This is a genomic window from Paucibacter sp. KCTC 42545, from assembly GCF_001477625.1.
Taxonomy (GTDB): domain Bacteria; phylum Pseudomonadota; class Gammaproteobacteria; order Burkholderiales; family Burkholderiaceae_C; genus Paucibacter_A.
Genome location: NZ_CP013692.1, coordinates 4485768 through 4509292, shown reverse-complemented (window position 1 = coordinate 4509292; position 23525 = coordinate 4485768). Strand labels below are relative to the sequence as shown.

The following is a 23525-nucleotide window of genomic DNA, read 5'->3' as shown; positions in this document are numbered from 1 at the left end:
GGTTCAGGGCGAAGTCAGCCCACTCATGGCACTGCGCATGGCTTCCCGGTAAATGCCGGGGGCCTCGCGGTGCAATCCGCTGTGTGAGCCGCCGGCAATCTCCACCCAGCGCACCGGCGCCTTCCCCGCGGCTTCGGCCGTGTTGCGCAAGCGCCGGCCCAATTGCACAGGCACGGTCTTGTCGGCGCTGCCGTGCAGCATCCAGATGGGCGCGTCGATCTTGCCGATTCGCCCCGCCGAATTGAAGTCCAGTGTGGTGATGGCGGCGGCGACTTCGCCGATATTGCCGACCTCGCGCGCCACATCGGGCAGGCTGGTGAAGGTGGATTCCAGAATCAAGGCGCCGTAGTCCTGACCGTGGTGCAAACCGCTGGCCAGACGCACCGCTGCCGCGCCACCCATGGAGTGGCCAAAGATCACCCGTTTACGCGGGTCGGGCTGGCGGCGCTGCAACTCGGCAAACGCCTGGGCCGCGTCGGCCGCAATCGTCGCTTCCGAGGGAATGATGGCCGCGCTATCGCCCCAGCCGCGATAGTCCACCGCCAGGATCGCAAAGCCGGCCGCCCGCAGGGCTTCGATCTTGGGCAGGTTCTCATAGAGGTTGCGCAGGGTGCCGTGCAGATAGAGCAGCGTCGGCGCCTCCGGCTTGCCCACTTGCGGCAACCACCACAGCGCCAGCATCTGCTGCGGATCGCTGGCCGCTGGAACTAACCAACGCTGGTCGCCCGGGCGCAAGCCAGCGCCGTCTTCAGCAAAGGCCGCCGGCCGGCCCGGCGAGGGGCGCAGGGCCAATTCGCGTTGCTTGGCGTCCCACCAGGCGCAGCCGCTCAGCGCGGACACCGCCATGGCCAGGGTCAGGCCGCGTGCAAGCCCTGTCACAGGCCTTGCGATTCCCGCCGCCATAATGCGCGCCATGAAATTGCCTTTGTCGTCCATATCTATGCGGGTGTCCTCAACATCAAATATTCCCCGAGTCGCCGCAGCGGCCTTGTGCGCCGTTTTGGCGCTGGGCTCGGGAATGGCGGCTCACGCCGCTGATGATGCCAGCGATTCCAGCGCCAGCGGCTACAGCTTTGGCGGCCGCTTCACTGGCCCCTCGCATTGGCGCTTCGCGGGCTCGCCCTACACCTTGCATTTCCACCCTAGCCCCGAGCATCGCCATGTTTGGGCCGTGGGCGTCGAGAAGCAATGGGACGCCACCGACTGGCTGGCCGGTGCCTCCTACTTCAGCAATTCCTTCGGTCAGGACAGCGCCTACGTCTACGTCGGCAAGCGCTATCCCGGCCTGTGGGGCTGGACCTCGAACGAGTACTTCGCCCAGTGGTCGGCCGGCGTGCTGTGGGGTTACCGCGGCGAATACAAGAACAAAGTGCCCTTCAACTACCGCGGCATCTCGCCCGGCTTGTTGTTCTCGCTGGGCTGGCAGTTCACACCCAAGGACGCGCTGACCGTGCACGCCCTAGGTGACGCCGGCCTGATGCTGCAATATTCGCGCGAGTTCCGCTGACGCCTAAGCTTGAGCGCTAAGGGCTCAGCACACGGCAGAATGGCGCCGATGTCAGAAGCCGCCAGCACCAGCAAAGCCAGCTCCACGCCCAAATCTGCGCCGCAGAAGGCGATGGAGAAATTGGGCCTGCTGCGCGATATCGACCTGGCCCTGCACCTACCGCTGCGCTACGAGGACGAAACCCGCGTCACCCCGATTGCCGAGGCCTTCGAGGGCGACAACGTGCAATGCGAGGGCGAGGTGAGCGAATGCCGCATCGACCTGCGCGGCCGCCGCGTCTTGCTGGTGCGCATCGAGGACGACAGCGGCCAGCAACTGCTGCTGCGCTTCATCCACTTCTATCCCTCGCATCAAAAGACGCTGGCTGTTGGCAACCGCGTGCGGGTGCGGGGCGAAGTGCGCCACGGCTTTTTCGGCCGCGAGATGGTGCACCCACAGTTCAAGGCCGTGCAGGCCGACACGCCGCTGGCCGCCGCGCTCACCCCCGTCTACCCGGCAAGCGCCAGCCTGCCGCAAGCCTATTTGCGCAAGGCCGTGGCGGCCGGTTTGCAGCGCGCCGATCTGCGTGAGTTGCTGCCCGCCGGCGTGGTACCGGCCAAGCTGCCGACGCTGCGCGAGGCGCTGAACTTCCTGCATCACCCGACGCCGCAAACCCCGCTGGCCACGCTGGAAGACCACAGCCACCCGGCCTGGCAGCGCCTGAAGTTCGAAGAATTGCTGGCCCAGCAGCTCAGCCAGATGCAGGCCCAGCGCGAGCGCGCCCTGCTGCACGCCCCGGCCCTGCGCGCCAAGCCCGGCGGCTTGGTGGAGCAGCTGCTGGCCGCCCTGCCCTTCGGCCTGACCGGCGCGCAGCAACGCGTCAGCGAAGAAATTGCACAAGACCTGGCCCTGCCCCAGCCCATGCACCGCCTCTTGCAGGGCGATGTGGGCTCCGGCAAGACCGTGGTGGCCGCACTGGCGGCGGCCGTGGCCATCGACGCCGGCTGGCAATGCGCGCTGATGGCGCCGACCGAAATCCTGGCCGAGCAGCATTTCAAAAAGCTGCTGGGCTGGCTGGAGCCGCTGGGCCTCAAAGTGGCCTGGCTGACCGGCAGCGTCAAGGGCAAGGCGCGGCAGAAAATGCTGGACGCCGCCGCCGACGGCTCGGCCCAGTTGGTCATCGGCACCCATGCGGTGATCGAAGACAAGGTCAAGTTCGCCAAGCTGGGCTTGGCCATCATCGACGAACAGCACCGCTTCGGCGTGGCGCAGCGCTTGGCGCTGCGCAAGAAACTGGCCTCAATGGATTTAGAGCCGCATCTGCTGATGATGAGCGCCACGCCCATCCCGCGCACCCTGGCCATGACTTATTTCGCCGACCTGGCGGTCAGCACGATTGACGAGTTGCCGCCCGGCCGCAGCCCCATCGTCACCAAGGTGTTTGCCGATGCCAAGCGCTGGAATGTAATCGAGAAGATTCAGGAAGAGGTGGCGCGCGGCGCCCAGGTCTACTGGGTCTGCCCGCTGATCGAAGAGTCCGAGGCCATGGACCTCAGCAATGCCACCGAAACCCATGCGGAGCTGAGCACGGCGCTCGAAGGCTTCAGCGTCGGCCTGCTGCATGGCCGCATGGCGCCGGCCGAAAAAGCGGCGGTGATGGCGCAATTCGCCGGTGGCGAGATGAAGCTCTTGGTGGCCACCACCGTGATCGAAGTGGGCGTGGACGTGCCCAATGCCAGCCTGATGGTGATCGAACATGCCGAGCGTTTCGGCCTCAGCCAGCTGCACCAGCTGCGCGGCCGGGTCGGGCGTGGTGCCAAGGCCAGTGTGTGCGTACTGCTCTACACCGGGCCGCTGTCGCAAACCGGCAAAGACCGCCTGCGCGCCATGGCAGAAACCAATGACGGCTTTGAGATCGCCCGCCGCGACCTCGACATCCGCGGCCCCGGCGAATTCATGGGCTCACGCCAGAGCGGCGCCGAGCTGCTGCGCTTTGCCGATTTGCAGGAAGATTCGGTGCTGCTGCAAACCGCCCGGCGGCTGGCGCCGGTGTTGCTGGATCAACAGCCCGAAGTGGCCGCCAAGCAGGTGATGCGCTGGCTGGGCGGCAAGGCGGAGTTTTTGAAGGCCTGAGGTCTCGTGAACTGAGCGCCACTCAGCGGATCATCAATTCGCGATCACCCCGCAAGCCATGCGCTGCCCGCCGCCGCCCAAAGGCATGGGGTGGTCGGCATGGTTGTCACCTCCGGCGTGCACCATCAGGCTACGGCCCTTGATGTCGGCCAGTTTGAGGCGCGGCGCCAGCACGGCATAACTGGCTTTGCCAGCGGCATCCACCACCAGGCCGGGCAAGTCACCCAGATGGCCGTCACCCCAGGGGCTGCCGTGCTTCTTGCTGCCCAGCGGGTCGTAGTGGCCACCTGCTGCCAGGCCAGCGACGGGCTGACCATCTTTCATGGCCGAATCGCAGCTGCCGTTTTCGTGAATGTGGAAGCCATGCACGCCGGGTGGCAGGCCTTGCAGATCGGGGGTGAAGACCAGGCCATAGGCCGTCTGGGTGACGGCCACCGTGCCCAGGGACTTGAGCACGCCCGCCGGGTTGACCTGGCTGACGGTGATGCTGAGATCGGCCGGCGCGGCCATCGACTCAGCGGCCTGGGCGCTGGACGCGGCGGCCGCCAAGGCCAGGGCCGAGAAGAACCATGTGTTGGACAGACGCTTGATCATCGGGTTCACCTTCGCTGTTGAGACGGGAGAGGATCTGCGCACCAATCTAACACTCCGATGCGCTAAAGCAAGCGCGCCATCAAAGCCCCTTCGAAGCGCGCTTCCAGCGGCATGCTCACCACCACGCCATTGCCTGCGGCCTCGCTGACCGGCTCGCCCAGCTTGCCGCGCAGCTGGGTCACGTCGACGATCACATTGCCGCTGGGGTGGATGATTTCCAGGCGGTCGCCCACTTCGAAGCGGTTCTTCACCTCGATATCGGCCCAGCCCTGGGCATCCACGCTGCGCACTTCGCCGACGAACTGGCTGCGCCGCGCCTTGGAATGGCCGTCCAGATAGTTCTGCGTGTCCTGGCTGCGGTGGCGCTGATAAAAGCCCGAGGTGTAGCCGCGGTTGGACAGGCCGTCCAGCTCGGCCAGCAAGCTGGGGTCAAACGCGCGACCGGCCACCGCGTCGTCGATGGCGCGGCGGTAGACCTGGGCCGCACGCGAAACGTAGTAGCGGCTCTTGGTGCGGCCTTCGATCTTGAGCGAGTCCACACCAATCTCCACCAGGCGCTGCACATGCTCAACCGCGCGCAGATCCTTGGAGTTCATGATGTAAGTGCCGTGCTCGTCTTCCATGATGGGCATCAGCTCACCCGGCCGCTGCGACTCCTCGATCAGATAGACCTGATCGGCCGCCGGGTGGCGGCTCGTGCCACCGGCGGCGGCGAAGCTCTGGTCGGCCAGCTCGGCCGCCTTGCGGAAGTCGAAATTGATCTTTTGCGCCTCTTGCGCCTGGCCGGCCTCGTCCTCGAAGGCATCACCCAGCTTGTAGTCCCAGCGGCAGGCATTGGTGCAAGTGCCCTGGTTGGCGTCGCGGTGGTTGAAATAGCCCGAGAGCAGGCAGCGGCCCGAATAGGCAATGCACAACGCGCCGTGAACAAAAACTTCCAGCTCGATGTCCGGGCATTCCTGGCGGATCTGCGCCACTTCGTCCAGGCTCAGCTCGCGGGACAGGATGATGCGTTTGAGCCCCAGCTTCTGCCAAAACTTCACGCCCGCGTAGTTGACCGTGTTGGCCTGCACCGAGAGGTGCACCGGCAGCTCAGGCCAGCGCTCGCGCACCATCATGATCAGGCCGGGGTCGGCCATGATGAGGGCGTCGGGGGCCATCTCCACCACCGGCGCCATATCGGCCAGATAGTTCTTCAGCTTGCCGTTATGCGGCAGGATATTGCTGGCGACCAGAAACTTCTTGCCCCGCGCATGGGCCTCGGCAATGCCGGTCTTGAGGTTTTCCAGCTTGAAGTCGTTATTGCGCGCGCGCAGGGAATAACGCGGCTGGCCCGCGTACACCGCGTCGGCGCCGAAGTCGAAGGCGGCGCGCATGCGCTCCAGGTCGCCGGCGGGCAGCAGCAGTTCGGGTGCACGCAGGGTGGGCGCTGCGGGGGTGGTGAGGGGCTGATTCATGGCAATGGCCGAGAAGGTGGCAAGCAAAGGGCAAGCAACCCGCTAGGTTATGCGCCAGCGCCGCGCTGCGCCTTGCTACAGGTCAAGACATGCGCTGGGCGGCACGCCAAGATCCTCGTGACTGACCACCAGCCAGAGGCGATCGCGGGCCAGTGCCGCCTCAGCCATACGTGCGCGCAGATAGCTGAGCGACTGCGCATCCAGTGCGTTCAGCGGCTCGTCCAGCAAAAGCAAGGGCGTTTGCAAGGCCAGCGCCGCCGCCAGGGCCGCCTTGTGCTGGGTGCCGGTGGAAAGCTGGCTCAAGGGTTGATGCAAAAACGACGTCAGGCCAAAACCGTCCACATGGGCCTGCCATTGCGCCGCATCGGCCCGGGGGTAAAGCCCGGCCAGAAAGGCGAATCGTTCGGCGGGGTTCAGATGCTCAAAGGGCGGCGGCTCGGCGCCTACCCAGCTGACTTGGCGGCGATAGTCCAGCGGTTGCGCCTGCAGGTCCAGGCCTTGCAAGCGCACCGTGCCGTACTGCGGCGTGAGGGCACCGGCCAGCAGCTTCAAGCGGGTTGATTTGCCGGTGCCGTTGGCGCCGCGCAGCCAGCACAGGCCCGGCGCCAGGGTCTGCGTCCACAGGTCCACCACCCTGCGCTGCTGGGTGTAGGCAAAGCTGAGCGCCTCGCAGTGCAAGAAGTTCGCTTCGATACTCATGCGGCGCTCTTTTTCTCTTCTTGTTTTTTCATCACATCAACACCTCGCTGGCCACCGCCACCCACACAGCCCAACACAAGAGCCAGCGCGCGGCGCGCAACTCAGCCCCGCCGCCATCAAAGGCAATCGCCAGCGTCGGCGCCAGCAAGCCCAGCAACATGAACAGCGGCGTGGCACGCGGCGCCAAGGCCCAGGGCCTGACCATCAACAAGCCGGCCAGGGCCAGCCAAGCCAAGACGGCGGGCAAGAGACTCAGCAGGGCCAGGCGCCAGGCCCAGGACACATCGGCAACAGGCAGCAACTGGCTGGCCTGGCGCAGCGGGCCATAGCAGCGCTGGGCCAGGCTGTGCAGACGCGCCGTCCAGCCCATCACCAGCAAAGTGAACAAGGCCAAGGCCCAGGAGGCCTGCTGCGGCCAATGCCAGGCCAGCAGCAAGCTCAAGCTAGGCAAGAGCAGCGCCAGCAGCCAGGCCCACAACACCGCCCGCGCCGGGCCGCGCCACAGCGGCAGCCACAGCAGGCTGAACCAGGGGGAGCGCATGGCGAGCAAGGGTTGGGGCGAAGCCGGGGTAGCGTCGGCAGCGGCCCTGCTCTGGGTACGGCGGGCCGGCACGACCGGGCGGCGGCGCTGCCAGTGCAAGGCCAACACGCCCAGGGCGCTGGAGATCAGCAGCGAGGCGGCAAAGCCGGCCAGCACACCCAGCCACAGGCCTTGCATCCAAGCGGGGCTGTCGCGCCGCCAAGCCAGCATGGAAATGAGATTGAGCAACAGCCAAGGCGCTTGCGCCAAGGCCAGCACCGCCAAGTCGGCGGCTAGACGCTGGCGCCCGCTCAGCGGCAGGCTGGCCTCGGCCGGCAACCAGCGCGCGGGCAGCAGTTGCTCGCGCAGCGCCCAACACAGCAGGGCGGCAGGCAAGGCGTGGGCGGCGATGGCCAGCAGCGCCAGGCCTGCGCCTTTCGGCGCTTGCTGCACCGCCCAGAACAAGGGCAAGGCCGGCCAGCCGATCAAGGTGGTGAAAAACGGGCCCAGCACCATGGCCACCACCAGCACAAAGCCCGACCAGCGGCGCAGCAAGGCGCGCAACTCGACAGCGCTGCCGCGCAGGCGCATAGCCGTCAAGCTCACGGGCCGCTGCTGCTGCTGCAGCGATGGCGGCCCGCTTCGGTTCCTCATTACTTCAGGCGTTGCACCCAATAGATCAACACTTCTTGTTGTGGCTGGAGATCGGTATCACTGTAGCGGTAAGTGGGCACCGCATTGATGGCCTGCACCGTGGCCATGCCGGAGATGACGCGACCGAAGACGGTGTAACCGGGTTGGGCCGCGTTCTTGTAGTCAAGCCCAGGGTTGTCGACCACATTGATGAAGAACTGGTTGGTGGCGCTATTGGGGTCGCCGCGCCGCGCCATCGCCAAGGTGCCGGGCAGATTGGCCAGGCCGTTATTGCTTTCAGACACGATGGGCGCGTAGGCCGGGAAGCGCTCCACCATGCCACTGGTGTAAGCCCCGCCCTGGATCACGAAGTCGCGATCCACGCGGTGGAACAAGGTGTTGCTGTAGGCGCCATCGGCCACATAACGCAGGAAGTTGTTGACCGTCACCGGCGCGTAGGGCGTGTAAAGCTCAAACACGATTTCGCCGCTGCTGGTCAGCATGCACACGGTGGCATAGCTGCTTTGCGCCGACTTGGCCAGGCCTTCGCTGCTGCAGCTCAGGGTATTGGGTCGGGGGTTCGGGTTGGGTGTGGGCAGCGGCAGGCGGTCATGATCACCGCCATCTCCACCGCCGCCGCAGGCGCTCAGCAAGAGGCTGCTCAGCACCAGGGCCGCGGCCGTGAGCGCGCGGGTGCCGAAGGCACGGCGATGGCTGAGATTGCTGTCAGTACAAAGATCGGTACGCATGCTTGAAAACTCCCTGTTAACAGGGCTTTCAACGCTGCAGCGTGATCAGGGGATGACAGGTCTTGTGCGAATGGCGCCTGAGAAGTGCGGCGGGTGAAACAAGCCAGCGCACAAATGCGCGCAAAATCGCGGCCTTCGATCCGCCAAGGGCTTGATTGTTTTTTTGCCCGCGTCTTCACTTTCAACAAAAGTTTGTCTACTCATCATGATCAAGCCTTTTTTCCGTGCCTCGAACTTGGCTGCCACCGTCCTCGTCGCGACCCTGGGCCTTAGCGCCTGCGGCGGTGGCAATGACTCGGGCAGCTCAACAGACAGCGCAGGCTGGGCCTCCGTCACCGCACTCAAGACGAACGACACCGCGGTCGGCACCGGCGCAACAGCCGTCGGCGGCAGCGTGCTGACGGTGCACTACACCGGCTGGCTGTATGACCAAAAGGCCGCCGATCTGCGCGGCGCCAAGTTCGACAGCTCGGTGGGCGGCAACCCCTTTGGCTTCACCCTGGGCGTGTCTTCAGTGATTCAAGGCTGGCAGCTGGGCATTCTGGGCATGAAGGCGGGCGGCAAGCGCACCCTGATCATCCCGGCCAGCATGGCCTACGGTTCGACAGGCGCCGGCAACGTGATTCCGCCCAATGCGGCCTTGGTGTTCGATGTGGAACTGCTGACCGTCAAGTAAAGCAGTAGCGGCAGGCCCCAGCGGGGCCCGCACTGCGCGGCCCTCAGCCCTCGATGTTGTCGATCAGCCGGGTCGCGCCCAGCTTGGCCGCCGCCAAGGCAACCACCGGCTGGCCCGCTTGCGCCGAGCCCAGATCATGCTGGCGGCGCAGGCAGACATAGTCGGGCTGCCAGCCGTGGGCGCGCAGATGCGCCATCGCTTCGGCTTCCAGCAGGCTGAGGTCTTGCTCGCCCGCGGCCCAGCGCGCCAACATGGCTTTGAGCGTGCGGCTCAGGCGCAAGGCCTCCGCGCGCTCAAGCTCGCTGAGATAGCCATTGCGCGATGACAAGGCCAGGCCTTCAGCGCTGCGGGTGGTTTCGCCACCGATGATCTGAATCGGCAGCGCCATCTGCGCCACCATGCGGCGCAGCACCATCAGCTGCTGATAGTCCTTCTTGCCGAACAGGGCGATGGAGGGCTGCACGATATTGAAGAGCTTGGCCACCACCGTGCACACGCCGGTGAAAAAGCCGGGGCGGAACTCGCCTTCGAGAATGTCGGCCAACTCGGTCGGCGGTTGCACCTTGTAGCCCTGCGGCTCGGGATAAAGCTCGCGCTCGTCGGGCGCAAACACCACGTCACAACCGGCGGCTTGCAGCAGTTCGCAGTCACGCGCCAGGGTGCGGGGGTAGCGGTCAAAGTCTTCGTGCGGCGCGAATTGCAGGCGATTGACGAAGATGCTGGCCACCACCAAGCCGCCGCTGCCTTGCGCATCGAGCGCGGCGCGGGCTTGGCGAATCAGGGTCAGGTGGCCCTCATGCAAATTGCCCATGGTGGGCACAAAAGCGCGGCGCGGGTCGGCGGCCAATGCCTGGCGCAGGCCGGCGATGTCGTGAATCAGTTGCATGAAAAAACGAGAAGAGAAAAGGGACAGCCAGATTGAGAACTTATCCGTCAATCAATAGCTGTGCAGATCATTCTGCGGGAAGGTCTGCATCTTGACCTCGGCCACATAGCGCGCCACGGCGTCTTGCACCGAAGCCGCGCCGGCCATGAAGTTCTTGACGAAGCGCGGCCGGCGGCCGGGCGTGATGTTGAGCATGTCGTGCAGTACCAGCACCTGGCCGGAGCAGCCCACACCGGCACCGATGCCGATGACGGGGATGTTCAGGGTCTGGGTCAGGTCGGCGGCCAGGCCGGCCGGCACCATCTCCAGCACCAGCATTTGCGCGCCGGCCTCGGCCAGTTCGATGGCCTGGCGCTTGAGCAGTGCGGCGGCGGCATCGTCGCGGCCCTGCACCTTGAAGCCGCCCAGCATGGTGGCGGTCTGCGGCGTCAGACCCAGATGGGCGCAAACCGGAATGCCGCGCTCGACGATGAACTTGACCACCGGCGCGGTCCAGCCACCGCCTTCAAGCTTGACCATATGCGCGCCGGCCTTGACCAGCGCGGCGGCGCTTTTCCAGGCTTCTTGTGGGCTGGCCTGATAGCTGTCGAAGGGCAGATCGCCGATCACCCAGGCGTTCTTGCGACCACGCACCACACAGCGGGTGTGATAAACCATGTCTTCCAGGCTCACCGGCACCGTGCTGGTCTGGCCTTGCAGCACATTGCCCAGCGAGTCGCCGACCAAGAGCACGTCCACGCCCGCCTCATCCTGCAGCGTGGCGAAGGCGGCGTCGTAGCAGGTCAGCATGGCGATTTTTTCGCCGCTGGCGTGCATGTCCAACAGGCGCTGGATGCTGATGGGTTTGCGTTCGGTCATGATGGCACCTGAGCGTTGAAAGAAAAGCTGGGCCGGCAATTGAAAGTCCCATGCCAGCGGCCCGAAGTGTAGCTGTGTGCCCCGATGTCATGCGGCAAGCACAGCTTGCACTTCGCCCCTGACAATATAGGCTTTGCCTGCGCCAGCTGCCCAGCAGAAAGCCGAACCCATGACCCTGACCGAGTTGCGTTACATCGTCGCCGTGGCCCGCGAGCGGCATTTCGGCCGTGCTGCCGAAGCCTGCTTTGTGTCGCAGCCCACTTTGAGCGTGGCGATCAAGAAGCTGGAAGAAGAGCTGGATGTGAAGATCTTCGAGCGCGGCGCTGCCGAGGTCTCGGTCACCGCCCTGGGCGCGGACATCGTGCGCCAGGCCCAGTCGGTGCTGGAGCAAGCCCATGCCATCAAGGAAATCGCCAAGCGCGGCCAAGATCCCCTGGCCGGTGAGTTGCGCCTGGGCCTGATCCACACCATCGGCCCCTATCTGCTGCCCGAGCTGGTCAAGCGGGTGATTGAAGACTATCCGCAGATGCCGCTGATGCTGCAGGAGAACTTCACCGTGCGCCTGCTCGATATGTTGCGCACCGGCGAGCTGGACTGCGCCATCCTGGCCGAGCCCTTCCCCGACACCGGCCTGGCCGTGGCGCCGCTGTACGACGAGGACTTCATGGTCGCCGTGCCCGCCAAGCACCCCTTGGCCCAGTGCAGCAGCATCAGCACCCAGGAGCTGAAGCAAGAAACCATGCTGTTGCTTGGCGCCGGCCACTGCTTCCGCGATCAGGTGTTGGAGGTCTGCCCGGAGTTCGCGCGTTTCTCCAGCGACGCCGAAGGCATACGCAAAAGCTTCGAAGGCAGCTCTCTGGAAACCATCAAACACATGGTCGCCTCGGGCATGGGCGTGACCGTCGTCCCGGCCATGTCGGTGCCCAAGCAGCGCCAAGAGCTGGATCATCTGCGCTTCATTCCCTTCGCCGCGCCCGTGCCCACCCGCCGGGTGGTGCTGGCCTGGCGCAAGACCTTTACCCGCTACGAGGCCATTGCGGCCTTGCGCAATGCCGTCTACGGCTGCGAGCTGGCTGGGGTGACGCGCCTGTCATGAGGCAGGCGCCGGCCTTCTTTGCCTTGAACGCCGAGGTCGAGGCCCTGGCGGAAGAAGTCGCCGGCCTGCCCTCGCCGCAACGGCTGCCGGCGCAAACGCGGCTGGCCTGGCTTTTGCGCGAACGCGACTGCGGCCGCGCCCTCGCCCTGGCCCAGCAGGTCGAGCAAGCGCTGAGCCCAGCGGCCTGCGCGGCCCTGCCGCCCGAGCTGCTCGCTTCGCTGCGCTGGCGCCTGCAACTGACCGGTATTGAAGTCCGCCGACTGCGCGGTGAGCCGGCCCAAGACAAGGCCCTGGCCACACTGATTCTTCAACAAGCCGAGGCGGCGGCCGACTGGATTTCGGCTGCCGATGCCTGCTGGATTTTGGCGCTGTTGAGCCCAGCCGACGGCGATATGGTTCGCTGCGACCTGGTTGGCCACGGCTTCGAGCTGGCGCGGCGCGCCGGCGACCTTGATCGGCAATGGCTGCTGGAATGCAGCCAAGCCCGCTACGCCGGCTTGACGGACCGCTACGCTGCCGAGGCCCGATGGGGCGACCGCTTTGAGCACATCGACGCCGCGCTCGCACCCGCCTCGCGGCCCCTGATCGAGCTCTACGGCGCATACCGGGCGATGCGCGCCAGCAAGCTGAGCGAAGCGATCCAACGTTTTTCGGCCCTGATCGAGCCCCTCAAGGACGCCGGCAATATCCGCGAGGCCATCACCGCCCAGGTCAATCTGGGACATTCCTTCAATGAATTGAATGCCCCGGAAGCGGCGCTGGAGTGGACCGAGCGCGCCCTGGATATGGCGCGCGGCCAGGGCTGGCGCAACAGCACCGGCATCTGCCTGATGCTCTTGGGCGATACCCTGCGCCGACTCGGCCAACTGGACTTGGCTGAGCAGCATTTGACCGAGGCGCTGAAATGCTTTGCCAAGCAAGCGCAAGCGCGCAATTACGCGCTGGGCTTGAGTTATCTGGGCCGCTTGGCGCTCGATCAAACGCGGGCGCAAGAGGCCACCGGCTACTTTGCGCGCCTGCAGGCCCTGGGGGGATTCGTCGATTTGCAAATGGTCGCGCTGCGCGGCCAAGCCCAGGCCATGCTGCAACTGGAACAGTTGGATGAGGCCGAACGCTTTGCACAGCAGGCCTTGCAGTTGGCGGCATCACGCGGCGCGGGTGAACTGGAGGTGGAGCTGGGCCTGCTGCTGGCACGCATCGCGCAGCGTCAAGCAGCCGATCCGCAAGGCCTGGCGATGCAATACCTGGAACGCGCCCGCGAGCGCGCCAAGTCGATCGCCGGCTACCAAGACGGGGCCGACCTGCTGAATGCCCTGGCCATCGCCTATGCCAATGCAGGGCGTTACCGGGAGGCTTTTGAGGCCAGCCAACTGGCGGCCAGTTCGCGTGCCCAGACGCTGGGCCGCGAGGCTGACAAGCGCCTGGCCTCGATCCAGTTGCGCAATTTGAGCGAGAGTGCGCGCGCCCAGGCCGACTACCTGGGCCAGTTGGCCGAGGCCGAGCGCCAAAAAGCCCAGCTGATGCAGCGCAATAGCGACACGCTGGAGAAGCTGGGCCTGATCGGCCAGGAGCTGACCCGCCAACTCGACCTGAACTCGATCTTCTCGGCGCTCAGCCAGCACATCCCCTCTTTGCTGGATGCCCGCTCATTCGAAATCTATCTGCTCGACGCCGAGGGCCAGGGTCTGAACTCGGTGTTCGGTTTCGAGGATGGCGAGCGACTGCCGCCCGACCATATTCCGCTGAACGATCCCGCTTCGAATGCGGTGCGCTGCGCGCTTGAACGCAGCGAACTGTCGGTGCAACTCGCGGCCGACGGCAGCGACCCCAGTCAGATCCCCGGCACCATGCGCACCCTCAGCGCGCTGTTTGCGCCGCTGTTGATCGGGGATCGCCTGCTTGGCGTGGTGACGGTGCAGTCGCCACTGGCCGATGCTTACGGCGAGCATGAGCGGATGATTTTTCGCACCCTGAACGCCTACACCGCCATCGCGCTGGACAACGCCAACGCCTACCAGCGCCTGCAGCAGGCGCAAAGCCAGCTGATTGCCCAAGAAAAGCTGGCCGCCCTGGGCGCGCTGGTGGCCGGCATTGCGCATGAGCTGAACACCCCGCTGGGCAACAGCCTGCTGATGGCCAGCACGCTGGAACAAAGAACGGCCGAGGTGGAGCGCGCCGCCGTCGCCAATACCTTGCGCCGCAGCGAGTTGGCGGCCTTTTTTTACGAAGCGCGCTCGATGGCGCGGCTGATCATGCGAGGCCTGGAGACCGCCGCACGTCTGATCACCAGCTTCAAGCAGGTGGCGGTCGACCAGACGGTGGAGCAGCGCCGCGACTTTGATCTGGCCGGCATGTGCGAGCAGCTCGTCGCCACCTTGCATGCCAGCATTCGCAAGCAGGGGCACCAGATCACGCTGGACATCCCGGCCGGCATCTTGATGAACAGCTTTCCCGGCCCCTTTGGCCAGGTCTTGAGCAATTTGATCAACAACGCCATGCTGCACGGCTTCGGGGAAGGGCGCGGCGGCCAGATGCATTTGAGCGCCCAGCTGCTGAAGGACGGCCGCGTTGAGCTGCGCTTCGCGGACGATGGGCTGGGCATCAGCACCGCCCATGCCAAGCGCATCTTCGAGCCCTTCTTCACGACCAAGTTCGGCCAGGGCGGCAGCGGCTTGGGCCTCTCAATCAGCCACAACATCGTGAGCTCCCTGCTGGGCGGCAGCCTGACGCTGGAGCCCAAGCAGGGGCAGGGGCCGGGCGCATGCTTTGTGGTGAACCTGCCCTTGCAGGCGCCGCAGCGGGTAGACGGCGGGGCGGCGGGGACGGCGGCGGTTTCCGTCTCAACGCCGGCCGGCTCGGCGCAAGAACCGGGTGGGCAGAGCGGCAGCGCAATTTGACAATGCGCTCATCCGCAGCTTCAGCCCCTTGCCATGCGCCTCAGTCGATTTGAAATTCAAAGCCATGCCGCTGAGCCGTCTGCCCGGCTGCTTGCGCGCGACCTTGCCGCCCGGCGGTGCCAGCCATGCCAGCAGGTAGCGCCGCGATGAATGCGCGCTATCAACGTATTCGCGCCGCCATTGAGCGGCTCGCCGCGGCCGAGCAGGCGCCGCCGCTGCAAGCGCTGGCCGACGAGGCCGGACAGAGCCCGTTTCACTTCCAGCGCAGCTTCGTCAGCATGGCCGGCGTGACGCCCAAGGAGTTCAGCCAGGCGCTGGCCCTGCAGCGCGCCAAGCAAAGCCTGGCGCAGGCCGACTCGGTGATGGAAGCGGCGCTGGCGGCAGGGCTGTCCGGGCCTTCGCGCTTGCATGACCTGTTCATCGGCCTGGACGGCATGACGCCGGGCGATTTCAAAAACGGTGGCGCCGGTCTGACGCTGCAATGGGCCTGTGCTGACACCGTGCTGGGGCCCATCTGGCTGGCCGCGAGTGAGCGCGGTGTGATGCGCCTGGTCTTCATGGGCGACGCCTCAGCAGCCGAGCTGATCGAGCGCGAGGCCGCCGCTGCCCTGCCCCAGGCCAGCTGGCGTGAAGCGCACAAGGAGCTGGCGCCCCTGACCGCCGAGGTGCAGCGCCGGCTCAGCGGCCAGGGCGCGCGCCTGCCCCTTGGCCTCTTGATGAGCGGCACGCCGCTGCGCCTGAAAGTGTGGCAAGCCCTGCTGGCTATTCCTGAGGGTCAGGTCTTGTCCTACAGCCAGCTGGCCCGTCTGGCCGGCGCGCCGCAGGCGGTGCGCGCGGTGGCCAGCTGCGTGGCGGCCAACCCGATTGCCTATCTGATCCCCTGCCACCGGGTGATTCGCGCCAATGCCGATTTTGGCGAGTACCGCTGGGGGCCGCAGACCAAGCGCGCGCTGCTGGGGCTGGAGCTGGCGCGAGGCGCGGCCTCGGGTCTTGCGGCGAACGCCGCGCACTCGCTGGCTTGAGCGAAGCCTTAGGGGTTGGACTGCCCGAAGACGGTCTTCTGCGCCGTCGGCAACCATTCCTCGATATTGCGGCTGGTCGCGATCAGCACCGGCACCAGAATCTGCTTGGCAGGCAGCTGCCCGGCGCGCCCGGCCAGCAAAGCCTCGGCGGCGCGGCTGCCCATCAACAAGGGCTGCTGCATGCCTACCGCCAACAAGGCCTTGCTCTTGAGCAGGTCGACGAATTCCGGAATACCGTCAAAAGAGCCCACCAGCAAATCATTGCCCCGTTTGGCCTCGCGTACCGCCTGCAGCGCGCCCAGGGTGGGCTGATCCACCTCGACAAACAGGCCGCGCAGCTTGGGGAACTGGATCAGCATCTCCTTGACGAAGCCATGCGTTTCCTCGGTGGAATAGCTCTTCATCTGCCGCAGCGCCACCTCTTTGCCAAAGCCCGCTTCGCGCATCGCGTCACGAAAGCCATTGGTGCGGTCTTGGCCGTTTTTGCGATCCAGGGCGATGGTGCAAAGCCCGTATTCGCCGCCTTGCCAGCCGCGCTCCTTCATCGCCTGGGCCATCACCACGCCGACGCCAAAAGCGCCCTTGTAGTTATCGGACTTGATGTAGGACAGATACTCGCCGCCATTGGTGCCAATGTCGGCCACCACCGCTGGCACTTTGGCACGGCTGGCCAGCTCCAACACATCCAGCGCCGACTTGCTGCTGGTCGGCGACAGTACGATGCCGGCCGCCCCGCGCGCCAACACGGCGCGCGCATTCTGCAATTGCTGCGCATCGCTGTTGCGGCTGTCCAGTGCCTCGAAAGCGAAGCCCTGCGGCTCCACCACCGTCTGCACGCCCCGCCCCAGCATGCGCCAGAAGGGCAGATCCAGGCCCGGCGTCAGATAGGCCACCAACGGCGCCGGCGCGGCCTGCAGCGGCCAAGGCGCCAGCGCCGCCATGCCGCTGCCGTAGATCAGTTGACGCAAACAGTCGCGGCGCGATGCACGGGGCTCAGACATGGCGAACTCTCCCTTGTTCACTGACTCAAGACAGCTGGGGGCTGGATTGACCGTCCGGCGCCCCGCTGGCAACCTCGCGCGGCAGGCTCATCAACACCGTGGTGCCCTGGCCTCGCTGACTGACGATGCGTATCTTGCCACCCAATATGCCGGTAACGATATTGAATGCGATGTGCAAACCCAGGCCCGAGCCGCCGCGACCGAAGGTGGTCGTGAAGAAGGGCTCAAACACATGCTTCAAATGCTCCTCCGGGATGCCGCAACCGTCATCACTGACGCTCAGCTCGACTTGATCGGCGCCCAAGCTGCGCGCGCTGATCCTGATTTGCCCCTGCTCACGCCCCTCAAAAGCATGCAGCATCGCGTTATTGATCAGATGGCCCAGCACCTGTCCGAGGGGGCCGGGGAAGCTGAGCATTTGCAAGTCATGCGGCAGTTCGGCCTGCAGGCTGCACCTCGCCTTGCTCAGGGCGGGCTGCAAGGAATTGCAGATTTCATTCACCACCTCGTGCAGCAAAAAGGGGCGACGCTGCGAGCTTTCGCGGTCAGCCGCCACTTGTTTGAAGCTGCTGATCAGGTCAGCGGCCCGGCCCAGATTGCGCAGCACGATCTCGCTTGCGGTCTGCATCTCCAACACATAGTTGTTCATGGTCTTGCGGGCCAGCGGTTGTGACAACTGCTCACGCAATTGGCGGGTGGCATCGGCCATGGTGCTGGCCGCCAGCAAACCGTTGCCGATCGGCGTATTGAGCTCATGGGCCACGCCGGCCACCAGGGCGCCCAAGGCCGCCAGCTTTTCGCTGGCCACCAGGTCCGCCTGCATCTGGCTCATGGCGTCGAGGCTGCGCTGCAACTCGGCATTGGCGCAGCGCAAGGCATCGTCACGCTCGATCAAGCGCTTGCGCATCACCTCCATACCGTGTAGCAGGCTGCTGCTGTCGCTGCCTCGTAAGTGGATCGCCATCTGCATATCGCCCGCCGCGATGCGGCGCGCAATGTCCACCGCATATTCAGGCTCGCCGCCCAGGCGGCGCAGCAGGGAACGGGTGATCAGCACCGTGACCAGCACGCTCAGCAGCAGCGCCATGCCTGAGAGCGCAAAGATCAGCCAGCGAGCTTCCAGGTAGTCTTGCTCGACATGACGGCTGGCCGCCAACATCTGCGCCGCCTGGTGTTGGCTGAACTGCTCCAGCAAGGCGAAGTAGTCGGTTTGGTAGCCATGCAAATCAACGATCAGCAGATTGCGCGCCTCGCTCAGGCGATGCTGGTTGAGCAAGCCGATGAAGTCGTCCTGATTGATGCTGTAGGCCGAGTGCACCGTCTGCATGCGGCGCAGAAGATCGCGGCCCAAGGGGTCTTCCACCTGCGCCGCCAGCGTGGCCAGGGCGGCCAGCATGCGTTGATTCGCCGAGGCGATGTCGGCCTGGTGCTGGGCCAGGGCCGCGTCCTCGCTGAAGATCAGCGCATTGCGCATGGCCAGGGCGGCGATGCCGAGTTGGCTGTTCACCTCATTGACCAGGGCGGTCTTCGGGTATTCGCGCTGCAAGGCCTGCTTCGTGGTTTCGCTGAGCGTTTTGAGCTTGAGTACCGCCACCACACTCAAGCCCACCAGCAGCAAGATGATGGTGCCGTAGCTCAGTGCCAGACGCTGACCAATGCCGACGCGGGGCTGCACGCGCGATGACCGCTCTTTCACGGCAGCACCTGCCATCGGCTGGCCAGTGAAAAGTTCAAAGCACGCCCCTCCAGCATCTCTGATTTACCCTCGGCTGCAGTCTAAGCCCAAGCCCGCCAGCTTGGGCGGGCGGCTAGCTGCACTCAGCTGATTTTGATCAGCCAATCGGACGGCTGGCAGGGGTCGGAGGAACGGGTGTTTGCGCGCGAGGAAGCTTCATCAACCGAGGGCGGACACGGCGCATGCCCATCTGGGTCGCGCCTACTTTTGGCTGGCGCTCTTGGCTGCGGCCGTGAGCTGCTGGCCTTGGAGCGCTGCCAAGCGCCGCTCTTCGCGCTGCTTGGCCTCGGCTCGGCGCTGGGTGGTGAAGGGGTCGACCTCGTTGTCGGCGGGCATCTGGCCTTCGGCGCGGGCTTTGACCAACTCGGCCACCACCTCGGCGCGGCTGCGCTCAGTCGATGGCGCCGAGGCTGCTGGCGTCGCCTGCACCGCTGGCTTGCTATCAGCTGCCTGCGCTGGGCCGCAGCCAGCCCAAGCCGCTGCGAGCAGCAGAGCAGCCGGGCGCAGGGATTGAAAAGAAAAACGCGTGAAAGTTGCAGTCTTGGACATGATTCGTCACTCCATCAAAAACTAGGTCCGCCCGGCTCGGACCCGAGGGATTGCAGCCGGGGCTCGAAGCCGATGTGGCTTCGCTGGAGGGCAATGTCGCGAATCGGGCCGGGGCGGCCCATCCATTTGCGACCAAGGCTGCAAGGTGCGGCGCCAGGCAGCCTGATTGCGGCGCCAGCTGTGCGCTGGCCAAACGCGGCCAAGCAATGTGGGATTGCGCGGCAAACTTTGTCTGATGAAGATATGGCGTCGAGTTTATGTTTAACTATCGACGAGTTTGATTCTATTAACTGGCGCTATTGATCCAGGCGCCCTAAGCTTGCAGCACTGTCAGCCCAGCTGGCCCCACAAGGCGACGCCTCCCTGCGATGGGCGGCGCTCAAAACCCAAGGAGAGATGCCCATGTCCACCGAAGCCAAGTGCCCTTTCAACCACAGCGCGGCCGCTGCCGCGAGCGCCGCTCAAGCCAAGTCCAGCCGCGACTGGTGGCCCAATCAGATGAAGCTGGGCGTGCTGCATCAGCACTCGGCGCTGTCCGATCCCCTGGACCCGGGCTTTGACTACGCCCAGGCCTTCAAGAGCCTGGACCTGGCCGCGCTCAAGCAAGACTTGCATGCGCTGATGACCGATTCCCAAGACTGGTGGCCGGCCGACTTCGGCCACTACGGCCCCCTGTTTGTGCGCATGGCCTGGCATAGCGCCGGCACCTACCGCACCGGCGACGGACGTGGCGGCGCCGGTGCCGGCCAGCAGCGCTTTGCGCCGCTCAATAGCTGGCCCGATAACGTCAACCTCGACAAGGCGCGCCGCCTGCTGTGGCCGATCAAGCAGAAGTACGGCCAGAAGATTTCCTGGGCCGACCTGATGATCCTCACCGGCAACGTGGCGCTGGAATCTATGGGCTTCAAGACCTTCGGCTTTGCCGGTGGCCGCGCCGATGTGTGGGAGCCGCAGGAAGACGTCTACTGGGGTTCGGAAAGCACCTGGCTGAGCGACGACAAGCGCTACTCCGGCGCGCGTGATCTGGAGAACCCGCTGGCCGCCGTGCAGATGGGCCTGATCTATGTGAACCCGGAAGGCCCCGGCGGCAACCCCGACCCTTTGGCCGCCGCGCACGATATCCGCGAAACCTTTGCCCGCATGGCCATGGATGACGAAGAAACCGTCGCCCTGATCGCCGGCGGCCACAGCTTCGGCAAGACCCATGGCGCGGCAGATGCCAAGCATGTGGGCCTTGACCCCGAGGCCTCCGACATGGCCCAGCAAGGCATGGGCTGGGTGAATAGCTACGGCAGCGGCAAGGGCTCGCATGCCATTGGCAGCGGCCTGGAAGTGACCTGGACCACCACCCCCACGGCCTGGAGCAATAACTTCTTCGAAAACCTGTTCGGCTACGAATGGGAGCTGAGCAAGAGCCCCGCCGGCGCGCACCAGTGGGTGGCCAAGAACGCCACAGCCAACACGCCCGACGCGTTCGACCCCGCCAAGCGCCACTTGCCCACCATGCTGACCACCGACTTGTCGCTGCGCGTGGACCCGGCTTACGAGAAGATCTCGCGCCGCTTCCTGGCCAACCCGGATCAGTTCGCCGACGCTTTTGCCCGCGCTTGGTTCAAACTGACCCACCGCGATATGGGCCCGCGTACCCGCTACCTGGGCCCGGAAGTGCCGGCCGAAGAGCTGATCTGGCAAGACCCGATTCCCGCGCTCAACCATGCGCTGATCGAGGCCAAAGACATCGCCGAACTCAAGGCCAAGATCGCTGCCTCCGGCCTGACGGTGGCGCAGTTGGTCAGCACCGCCTGGGCTTCGGCTGCCACCTTCCGTGGCTCCGACAAGCGCGGCGGCGCCAATGGCGCGCGCATCCGCCTGGCACCGCAAAAGGATTGGGCCGTTAACCAGCCCGCGCAATTGGCCGCGGTGCTGCAGACGCTGGAAGGCATTCAAAGCGCCTTCAACGTCAGCCAGGCTGCCAGCAAGAAGCAGGTATCACTGGCCGATCTGATCGTGCTGGCCGGAGGCGTGGGCATTGAGTTGGCCGCGCAAAAGGCGGGGCAAGCCTTGAGCGTACCCTTCACGCCGGGCCGCATGGATGCCTCACAGGCGCAGACCGATGTGGACGCCTTCGCCGTGCTGGAGCCGGTGGCCGATGGCTTCCGTAACTTCGTCAAGGCCCGCTACAGCGTGCCGGCGGAAGCCTTCCTGATCGACAAGGCCCAGCTGCTGGGCTTGAGCGCGCCGGAGTTGAGCGTGCTGGTCGGCGGCCTGCGGGTGCTGGGTGCCAATGTGGGTGCATCGCCGCACGGTGTGTTCACGCAGCGGCCCGGCACGCTCAGCAATGACTTCTTCGTCAATCTGCTGGACATGAACACCGAGTGGAAGGCCGTGTCGCCCGAGCAAGAGCTGTTTGAAGGCCGTGACCGCAAGACAGGTAGCCTGCGCTGGAGCGCCACCCGCGCGGACTTGGTCTTCGGCTCCAACTCGCAGCTGCGCGCCGTGGCCGAGGTCTACGGCAGCAGCGATGCGCAAGCCAAGTTCGTCACTGACTTTGTGGCCGCCTGGACCAAGGTCATGAATCTGGACCGTTTCGACCTGGCCTAAGCCCCTGGGCTAGCGTCAACACACCGGGGCTGAGCTGCGGCTCAGCCCCGATGCATCCACCCCAAAAGGAGTACCCCATGTTCAACAAACCCCGCCACTTGCTTGGCCTAGCCATTCAGCTCTCGGGCAGCGCCCTGGGCGCGCAGTTCATCGTCGACTGGATGCGCCACAGCGCCAGCTGATCTTCAGGGCCACGCCCGCCACAGCGTGAACGCAGCGGCCAGGATCAGCACCAGGCCCACGCCACGCACCATCCAGCCCGCCGTGGCGCCACGTGGCCCTAGCCAATGGCGCGCCCCGGCTGCCGCAGCCGCCACCGCCCCGTAAACCACGATCTGGTTACCGGCAATGATGGCGGCCAGCAAGGCCGCTTGCGCCGCCACGCTGCGCTGCGTCACCTGCAAATAGGCCGGGAAGACCGCCAGCATGAAGGCATAGGCCTTGGGATTGAGTAAGCAGCTCATCATGCCGCGCATGAACACGCGCGGCATCGAGCCCAAGGCCGGCGGCGGCACCGGCGCTGACGCCGCACTCGCGCCTTCATCGGCCCCCACGGGCGCACGCAACATACCCCAGCCAATCCAGGCCATGTAGACGCAGCCCGCCAGCAGCAGGGCCTGAAACGCGCCCGGCCACAGCATCAGCAAGGCCGCCAGCCCCAGCACATTGAGCAGCACATGCACAAAGCCGCCCGCCACCACGCCGGCCATAGCCACCAGCCCACCCCGCAGGCCTCCGGCCGTGGCGCTGCCGGCGATGAAGGCCATGTCCAGCCCAGGCAGGGCAATGATGCCCAGGGTCAGGGCGAAGAAGATCCACAAGCTGTTGGCGGTTTGCATGGCGGGAGTTGGCTGGCGTCAGCACGATGAATGGAAAGCGGCTCGCAGTCTAAGCATCAATCAGGACAGAATCCGCCCTATATCGATTTGTTCGGCTTGCGCCAAGCTTGCCCACACCTGCATGCCCACTGACAACAAAAGCAAACCCACCAGCCGCGTGCTGGCCCTGCTGGAATTGCTGCAGGCCAAGCAACAGGTCAGCGGCGCCGAGCTGGCGCAGACCATGGGGGTGGATGCGCGTACGGTGCGGCGCTACATCGGCCACTTGCAGGCCCTGGGTGTGCCGGTGCAAGCGCGCCGGGGCTGCGACGGCGGCTACCAACTCGGCCCCGGCCACAAGCTGCCGCCGCTGATGTTCACGCAGGACGAAACCCTGGCCCTGGCAATGGGCTTGCGGGCGGCGCGCGAGCTGGGCCTGCACGGCATCCTGCCCGCCATTGCCAGCACGCAGGCCAAGCTGGAGCGCGTCAGCCCCAAGAATTTGCAAAAACGCCTGCGCGATGTCAGCGAGGTGGTGGCGATGGAGGCCCGAGATGGCCGCTCCGCCGCATTGCCGCGCAGCCAGGAGTTGCTGGCCCTGTCCGCCGCCGCGCGGGCGCAGCAGCGGGTGGAACTGCTCTACCGCGCGCCCTCGGGCGAGGCGAGCGTGCGCGAGGTCGATGTCTACGGTTTGGCCTTCCGGGCCGGTGCCTGGTATGCCGTGGGCCACTGCCATCTGCGCCGCGCCTTGCGCTGCTTCCGGCTGGACCGGGTGGAAGCGGTGGAAGCCCGGCCCGCCAGCTTCTTGCGGCCCAAGGGCTTTGATGTGCTGGGCCATTTGGCCCAGGCGATTGCCGAGCTGCCGCGCACGCACAGCGTGCAGATGCGCTTGCACACCGACCTGGCCACGGCGCAGCGGCATATCGCCCCGGAGTTGGGGCGCTTGGACGGCAGCCGCGGTACGCTCAGCTTGCACGCGCAGATCGACGATCTGGCTGCGCTGGCCCGCGAGATCGGCCGCTGGCCCTTTGCCTGGCGCGTCATCAAACCAGCCGCCTTGCGGCGCGAGTTGCAAGAACTGGGCGAACGGCTGCAAAACCTGGCCGCTCATCCCTAGG

The 23525-nt window shown here is 65.7% G+C and carries 20 protein-coding genes; 8 read left to right on the top strand and 12 right to left on the bottom strand.

The annotated features are described in order from the left end of the window. Positions 1-3: 3 nt before the first annotated feature. Positions 4-879: an alpha/beta hydrolase gene (locus AT984_RS19300; RefSeq protein WP_197418181.1), complete on the bottom strand. Its 876-nt coding sequence runs from the start codon at positions 877-879 to the stop codon at positions 4-6. A gap of 34 nt (positions 880-913) precedes the next feature. On the opposite strand from AT984_RS19300, the gene AT984_RS19295 reads away from it, so the two are divergent. Both AT984_RS19295 and recG read left to right on the top strand, forming a co-directional pair. Continuing rightward, entirely contained in the window at positions 914-1507 is a 594-nt protein-coding gene (locus AT984_RS19295) for a hypothetical protein (protein WP_156422119.1), read from the top strand. A gap of 48 nt (positions 1508-1555) precedes the next feature. After that, the gene (gene recG / locus AT984_RS19290) at positions 1556-3619 is read left to right on the top strand and encodes an ATP-dependent DNA helicase RecG (RefSeq protein ID WP_058722478.1); all 2064 of its coding nucleotides are present in this window, start codon (positions 1556-1558) and stop codon (positions 3617-3619) included. A gap of 33 nt (positions 3620-3652) precedes the next feature. On the opposite strand, the gene sodC is transcribed toward recG, so the two are convergent. From sodC to AT984_RS19265, 5 genes are all read right to left on the bottom strand, one after another. Further along, positions 3653-4213 carry a superoxide dismutase family protein gene (gene sodC, locus AT984_RS19285; RefSeq protein WP_082680191.1) on the bottom strand — a complete coding sequence of 187 codons (561 nt, stop codon included), beginning with the start codon at positions 4211-4213 and terminating at the stop codon, positions 3653-3655. A 62-nt stretch (positions 4214-4275) separates the two neighbouring features. Further along, on the bottom strand, positions 4276-5667 hold the full coding sequence (gene trhP / locus AT984_RS19280) for a prephenate-dependent tRNA uridine(34) hydroxylase TrhP (protein WP_442952151.1): 1392 nt from the start codon (positions 5665-5667) through the stop codon (positions 4276-4278). 75 nt (positions 5668-5742) lie between these two features. Further along, positions 5743-6366, bottom strand: a complete 624-nt coding sequence (locus tag AT984_RS19275) for an ABC transporter ATP-binding protein (RefSeq protein ID WP_058721488.1) — start codon at positions 6364-6366, stop codon at positions 5743-5745. A 31-nt stretch (positions 6367-6397) separates the two neighbouring features. Further along, a complete protein-coding gene (locus AT984_RS19270) occupies positions 6398-7492 on the bottom strand; it encodes a hypothetical protein (RefSeq protein ID WP_156422117.1) in 1095 nt (364 codons plus the stop codon). Between the two features lie 47 nt (positions 7493-7539). Then, positions 7540-8268 (bottom strand): peptidylprolyl isomerase, encoded by a 729-nt coding sequence (locus AT984_RS19265; RefSeq protein ID WP_156422116.1) that lies wholly within the window; start codon positions 8266-8268, stop codon positions 7540-7542. Between the two features lie 205 nt (positions 8269-8473). Here AT984_RS19265 and AT984_RS19260 point away from each other — a divergent pair, with 205 nt between their 5' ends. Continuing rightward, positions 8474-8944 carry an FKBP-type peptidyl-prolyl cis-trans isomerase gene (locus tag AT984_RS19260; protein ID WP_082680190.1) on the top strand — a complete coding sequence of 157 codons (471 nt, stop codon included), beginning with the start codon at positions 8474-8476 and terminating at the stop codon, positions 8942-8944. A gap of 43 nt (positions 8945-8987) precedes the next feature. On the opposite strand, the gene panC is transcribed toward AT984_RS19260, so the two are convergent. Together panC and panB are read right to left on the bottom strand one after the other, a co-directional pair. Next, positions 8988-9830, bottom strand: coding sequence for a pantoate--beta-alanine ligase (panC, locus tag AT984_RS19255; protein ID WP_058721486.1), 843 nt, complete (start codon positions 9828-9830; stop codon positions 8988-8990). A gap of 51 nt (positions 9831-9881) precedes the next feature. Next, positions 9882-10688: a 3-methyl-2-oxobutanoate hydroxymethyltransferase gene (gene panB, locus AT984_RS19250; RefSeq protein ID WP_058722473.1), complete on the bottom strand. Its 807-nt coding sequence runs from the start codon at positions 10686-10688 to the stop codon at positions 9882-9884. A gap of 169 nt (positions 10689-10857) precedes the next feature. On the opposite strand from panB, the gene AT984_RS19245 reads away from it, so the two are divergent. From AT984_RS19245 to AT984_RS19235, 3 genes are all read left to right on the top strand, one after another. Beyond that, positions 10858-11784 carry a LysR substrate-binding domain-containing protein gene (locus AT984_RS19245; protein WP_058721485.1) on the top strand — a complete coding sequence of 309 codons (927 nt, stop codon included), beginning with the start codon at positions 10858-10860 and terminating at the stop codon, positions 11782-11784. Beyond that, positions 11781-14681: an ATP-binding protein gene (locus AT984_RS19240; RefSeq protein ID WP_058721484.1), complete on the top strand. Its 2901-nt coding sequence runs from the start codon at positions 11781-11783 to the stop codon at positions 14679-14681. The genes AT984_RS19245 and AT984_RS19240 overlap by 4 nt, the downstream gene beginning before the upstream one ends. 125 nt (positions 14682-14806) lie before the next feature. Further along, positions 14807-15703, top strand: coding sequence for a bifunctional transcriptional activator/DNA repair enzyme AdaA (locus tag AT984_RS19235; RefSeq protein WP_082680189.1), 897 nt, complete (start codon positions 14807-14809; stop codon positions 15701-15703). 8 nt (positions 15704-15711) lie between these two features. Here AT984_RS19235 and AT984_RS19230 read toward each other — a convergent pair whose 3' ends face one another. From AT984_RS19230 to AT984_RS19220, 3 genes are all read right to left on the bottom strand, one after another. After that, positions 15712-16704, bottom strand: coding sequence for a substrate-binding domain-containing protein (locus AT984_RS19230; protein ID WP_082680188.1), 993 nt, complete (start codon positions 16702-16704; stop codon positions 15712-15714). A gap of 25 nt (positions 16705-16729) precedes the next feature. Further along, a complete protein-coding gene (locus AT984_RS19225) occupies positions 16730-18400 on the bottom strand; it encodes an ATP-binding protein (protein ID WP_197418180.1) in 1671 nt (556 codons plus the stop codon). Between the two features lie 240 nt (positions 18401-18640). After that, on the bottom strand, positions 18641-18988 hold the full coding sequence (locus tag AT984_RS19220; RefSeq protein WP_058721481.1) for a DUF4148 domain-containing protein: 348 nt from the start codon (positions 18986-18988) through the stop codon (positions 18641-18643). 402 nt (positions 18989-19390) lie between these two features. On the opposite strand from AT984_RS19220, the gene katG reads away from it, so the two are divergent. Beyond that, a complete protein-coding gene (gene katG / locus AT984_RS19215; RefSeq protein WP_058722471.1) occupies positions 19391-21589 on the top strand; it encodes a catalase/peroxidase HPI in 2199 nt (732 codons plus the stop codon). A gap of 185 nt (positions 21590-21774) precedes the next feature. On the opposite strand, the gene AT984_RS19210 is transcribed toward katG, so the two are convergent. Then, positions 21775-22428, bottom strand: coding sequence for a LysE family translocator (locus AT984_RS19210; protein WP_058721480.1), 654 nt, complete (start codon positions 22426-22428; stop codon positions 21775-21777). Positions 22429-22549: 121 nt separating this feature from the next. On the opposite strand from AT984_RS19210, the gene AT984_RS19205 reads away from it, so the two are divergent. Beyond that, positions 22550-23524 (top strand): helix-turn-helix transcriptional regulator, encoded by a 975-nt coding sequence (locus AT984_RS19205; RefSeq protein ID WP_058721479.1) that lies wholly within the window; start codon positions 22550-22552, stop codon positions 23522-23524. Position 23525 lies beyond the last annotated feature (1 nt).

What these genes read in the sequence shown, in the direction of transcription:
- AT984_RS19295 (WP_156422119.1), top strand. Translation starts at nt 914, where the DNA reads ATGAAATTGCCTTTGTCGTCCATATCTATGCGGGTGTCCTCAACATCA.
- recG (WP_058722478.1), top strand. Translation starts at nt 1,556, where the DNA reads ATGTCAGAAGCCGCCAGCACCAGCAAAGCCAGCTCCACGCCCAAATCT.
- sodC (WP_082680191.1), bottom strand. Translation starts at nt 4,213, where the DNA reads ATGATCAAGCGTCTGTCCAACACATGGTTCTTCTCGGCCCTGGCCTTG.
- trhP (WP_442952151.1), bottom strand. Translation starts at nt 5,667, where the DNA reads ATGAATCAGCCCCTCACCACCCCCGCAGCGCCCACCCTGCGTGCACCC.
- AT984_RS19275 (WP_058721488.1), bottom strand. Translation starts at nt 6,366, where the DNA reads ATGAGTATCGAAGCGAACTTCTTGCACTGCGAGGCGCTCAGCTTTGCC.
- AT984_RS19265 (WP_156422116.1), bottom strand. Translation starts at nt 8,268, where the DNA reads ATGCGTACCGATCTTTGTACTGACAGCAATCTCAGCCATCGCCGTGCC.
- AT984_RS19260 (WP_082680190.1), top strand. Translation starts at nt 8,474, where the DNA reads ATGATCAAGCCTTTTTTCCGTGCCTCGAACTTGGCTGCCACCGTCCTC.
- panC (WP_058721486.1), bottom strand. Translation starts at nt 9,830, where the DNA reads ATGCAACTGATTCACGACATCGCCGGCCTGCGCCAGGCATTGGCCGCC.
- panB (WP_058722473.1), bottom strand. Translation starts at nt 10,688, where the DNA reads ATGACCGAACGCAAACCCATCAGCATCCAGCGCCTGTTGGACATGCAC.
- AT984_RS19245 (WP_058721485.1), top strand. Translation starts at nt 10,858, where the DNA reads ATGACCCTGACCGAGTTGCGTTACATCGTCGCCGTGGCCCGCGAGCGG.
- AT984_RS19240 (WP_058721484.1), top strand. Translation starts at nt 11,781, where the DNA reads ATGAGGCAGGCGCCGGCCTTCTTTGCCTTGAACGCCGAGGTCGAGGCC.
- AT984_RS19235 (WP_082680189.1), top strand. Translation starts at nt 14,807, where the DNA reads ATGCCAGCAGGTAGCGCCGCGATGAATGCGCGCTATCAACGTATTCGC.
- AT984_RS19230 (WP_082680188.1), bottom strand. Translation starts at nt 16,704, where the DNA reads ATGTCTGAGCCCCGTGCATCGCGCCGCGACTGTTTGCGTCAACTGATC.
- AT984_RS19220 (WP_058721481.1), bottom strand. Translation starts at nt 18,988, where the DNA reads ATGTCCAAGACTGCAACTTTCACGCGTTTTTCTTTTCAATCCCTGCGC.
- katG (WP_058722471.1), top strand. Translation starts at nt 19,391, where the DNA reads ATGTCCACCGAAGCCAAGTGCCCTTTCAACCACAGCGCGGCCGCTGCC.
- AT984_RS19210 (WP_058721480.1), bottom strand. Translation starts at nt 22,428, where the DNA reads ATGCAAACCGCCAACAGCTTGTGGATCTTCTTCGCCCTGACCCTGGGC.
- AT984_RS19205 (WP_058721479.1), top strand. Translation starts at nt 22,550, where the DNA reads ATGCCCACTGACAACAAAAGCAAACCCACCAGCCGCGTGCTGGCCCTG.